Genomic DNA, 2,845 nt, shown 5'->3' on the forward strand with positions numbered 1-2,845 from the left:
AAGCCACTTTCATGGCATTGACATGAATAATCTAGGTTTATATATCAAAACGGTGGTGCTTTGGTAGATGATAAGGGTGAGATTACATTTGATACTGAAGCAAATGTGGGTACTTTAGAATATCTTAAGCAGTTCAATGATGAAAAGCTTGTTCCGGATGTTGTAAGCACTGCAAGAGGAGACCAGGCTACATTATTTGCAAACGGTAATCTTGCAATGTTTGTATCAGGTCCATGGGAGAAGGAAACTCTTGATAAGTCTGCCGATACAGCACCTTACAAGGTAGCAGTACTTCCTGAAGGTAAGCAAAAGGCTGAAACCTTGGTAACAGACTCTTATGTTATCTCAAGTATCAGCAAGAACAAAGATCTTGCATGGAAATTTGTAGAATTTATGGGACAGCCTGAATATCAAAGACCTGTATCAGAGGCTTTCGATTGGTTCCCTATATTAAAGGAAGAGTTTGAGGATGAAAGATTCAAAACTGAGTTTATGCAGGCATTTGCTGCAAGCATAGAGTATGGTATCAGTGAGCCACAGGTAGAAGATTGGGACAGCTTCAATAAGGCATTCCTCACAGCTGTACAAAAAGCTCTTACAGGTGAGATGGGAGCAAAAGAGGCATTAGATGAGGCACAGTCTGAAGTCGCAAAATAAAGTCTCTTCAAATAGAGCCGATTTTAAAAAAAGATTTCAACCTTATATATTGCTGCTGCCTCTTTTTATAGTAGTGGCATTATTATTTGGATACCCGATATATCGCATTATATCGGGGTCTTTTTTTAAGATTGCAATTATCAACGGTGAAATGAACTTTGTAGGCCTTGAAAATTTCAAGAAAGTTTTCAGTGCGAAATTCTTTCTTCCTACCCTCTCACTCACTTTCAGATATGCTGTAGTTACTGTTTTTCTTAAATTGTCTTTGGGATTTATCATGGCATTATTTATGAACAGTGATATGTACTTTTCAAAGTTTCTAAAGTTTATGTCACTCCTGCCATGGGCAATGCAACAGGTGGCAGTAGCCGTTATATGGAAGTGGATACTGGATGGAAATTACGGCTATCTGAATTTCTATCTTCAAAAACTTGGATTGATACATGAAAATATAAGCTTTCTTTCAAATCCGGGTATGGCATTTTTCGCCGCTTCATTTGTGGATACCTGGCTTGGACTTCCAATGGTCTCTATGATATTTATGGCAGGGCTTTCAAATGTAAATTCTTCACTTTATGAGAGTGCAAAGATAGACGGTGCAGGCGTTATAAGCAGATTCATTCATATCACCTGTCCCTGTATAAAGAGAGTATTTCTGGTTACATTAACTTTGGTAGGTATATGGACATTCAATTCCTTTAATGTTATCTTTGTTCTTACAGGTGGTGGACCTATGAGAAGTACTGAAACTCTTATGCTGAAAATATATGAGCAGGCTTTCTCAAAATTTAATCTGGGAGCTGCATATGCACTCTCCTCTGTAGTAGTTATAATACTGTTTATCTTTACAATGCTTTATTATAAGCTGGAAGTGGAGGAGGATTGATATGATTTTAAAAAGAAAAATATTCAAAGCTATAAGAACATTCTTTTACTCTGTATTTGTTTTTATATTTATCAGTCCCATATTTATTATGTTAAATACCTCTTTGAAAAAATATGAGGATATAACAAAATGGCCACCTACATGGTTTAGGGCTCCACTTGAATGGGTTAATTATAAGACTGTTTTAATAGGTGAAAAAAGCATTCTGCCTGCACTTTTAACAAGCTTCTATGTTTCCACAGCTTCGGCAATCATTTGTCTTTTGATAGGAATTTTAGCCGCATATGCTGTGGCAAGGTATAAATTTAAACTTAGAAAAACCGTGCTTTTGATTATAATACTGACTCAGATGTTTTCAGAGGTAATACTTGCCTCACCGATATATATTGTATTTAAAAATCTTGGATTACTTGATACCAAACTTGCACTTATTATCGCAAATGTAGCTGTATGCCTACCTATGAGTCTCTGGCTTTTGTACTCATATATAAAGGATATACCTGTAATACTTGAAGAAGCTGCATGGATAGACGGTGCTACAAGGCTTGAAGGCGTAAGGTTTATTCTTGCCCCTTTGATATTTCCGGGTTTGCTTACAACAGGGCTTTTTGCCTTTATCAGAGCTTATGGCGATTTGCTTTTTGCCCGAACATTTATATTGTCACCGGAAAACAGAACTGTAGCCATGGCACTTACAGACTATCAGTCACTTTATAAGACCACATGGGAAACTCAGATGGCTGCAAGTGTCATCACAATGATTCCAACACTTATAATATTTATTTTCATTCAAAAATTTCTTATAAAAGGGCTGCTTGGAGACAGTATCAAGGGCTAAAAAAGAGGCTTTCAGTAAATATGAAATTTTACCATTTAAAATAGCGATATCCTGACAAGTACAAGGCGTTCTAGTCTTGTAGCTTGTTCAGAATATTTTATATTTCCCTAATACTACCTAAATATCCAATACCAAACAACATAGCAGCAACATTTTGTCTGAGTAGTATATATCTGTAATTTCAAAACGACTTTTTATTTTAAATATCAGTAAAAAACACTTCTCCCTCCATTAACCTTAATTATTTTATTCTTATCAATCTATACTCTGTAATTGTTTGAATCTGTAGTATTTTTTAACCTTTCTTTTCCATTCTTTTCAAGGAAATCTCTTACTTACTTTATAAATGCACTAAATTATATTCTTAATTATACATAAACCTAGATTATTCATGCCAACACCATGAAAGTGGCTGAAAGCCTCATTATTACTATGTTTTTACTAAATATTACCCTTCACTTATC

Annotated in this window: 3 protein-coding genes; all 3 read left to right on the plus strand. The window is 35.3% G+C overall.

The features are described from left to right. The first annotated feature begins 39 nt into the window (after positions 1-39). From HMPREF1495_RS04595 to HMPREF1495_RS04605, 3 genes are read left to right on the plus strand one after another with little or no spacing between them, the layout of a single operon-like run. On the plus strand, positions 40-657 hold the full coding sequence (locus HMPREF1495_RS04595) for a sugar ABC transporter substrate-binding protein (protein ID WP_256379704.1): 618 nt from the start codon (positions 40-42) through the stop codon (positions 655-657). Continuing rightward, on the plus strand, positions 629-1,543 hold the full coding sequence (locus tag HMPREF1495_RS04600; RefSeq protein ID WP_051402806.1) for a carbohydrate ABC transporter permease: 915 nt from the start codon (positions 629-631) through the stop codon (positions 1,541-1,543). Before HMPREF1495_RS04595 ends, HMPREF1495_RS04600 begins: the two co-directional genes overlap by 29 nt. Before the next feature lies 1 nt (position 1,544). Further along, on the plus strand, positions 1,545-2,381 hold the full coding sequence (locus HMPREF1495_RS04605; RefSeq protein WP_034212466.1) for a carbohydrate ABC transporter permease: 837 nt from the start codon (positions 1,545-1,547) through the stop codon (positions 2,379-2,381). The last annotated feature ends 464 nt before the right edge of the window (positions 2,382-2,845 follow it).

Origin of the sequence: Lachnoanaerobaculum sp. MSX33, from assembly GCF_000512995.1 — a bacterium.
Taxonomy (GTDB): domain Bacteria; phylum Bacillota; class Clostridia; order Lachnospirales; family Lachnospiraceae; genus Lachnoanaerobaculum.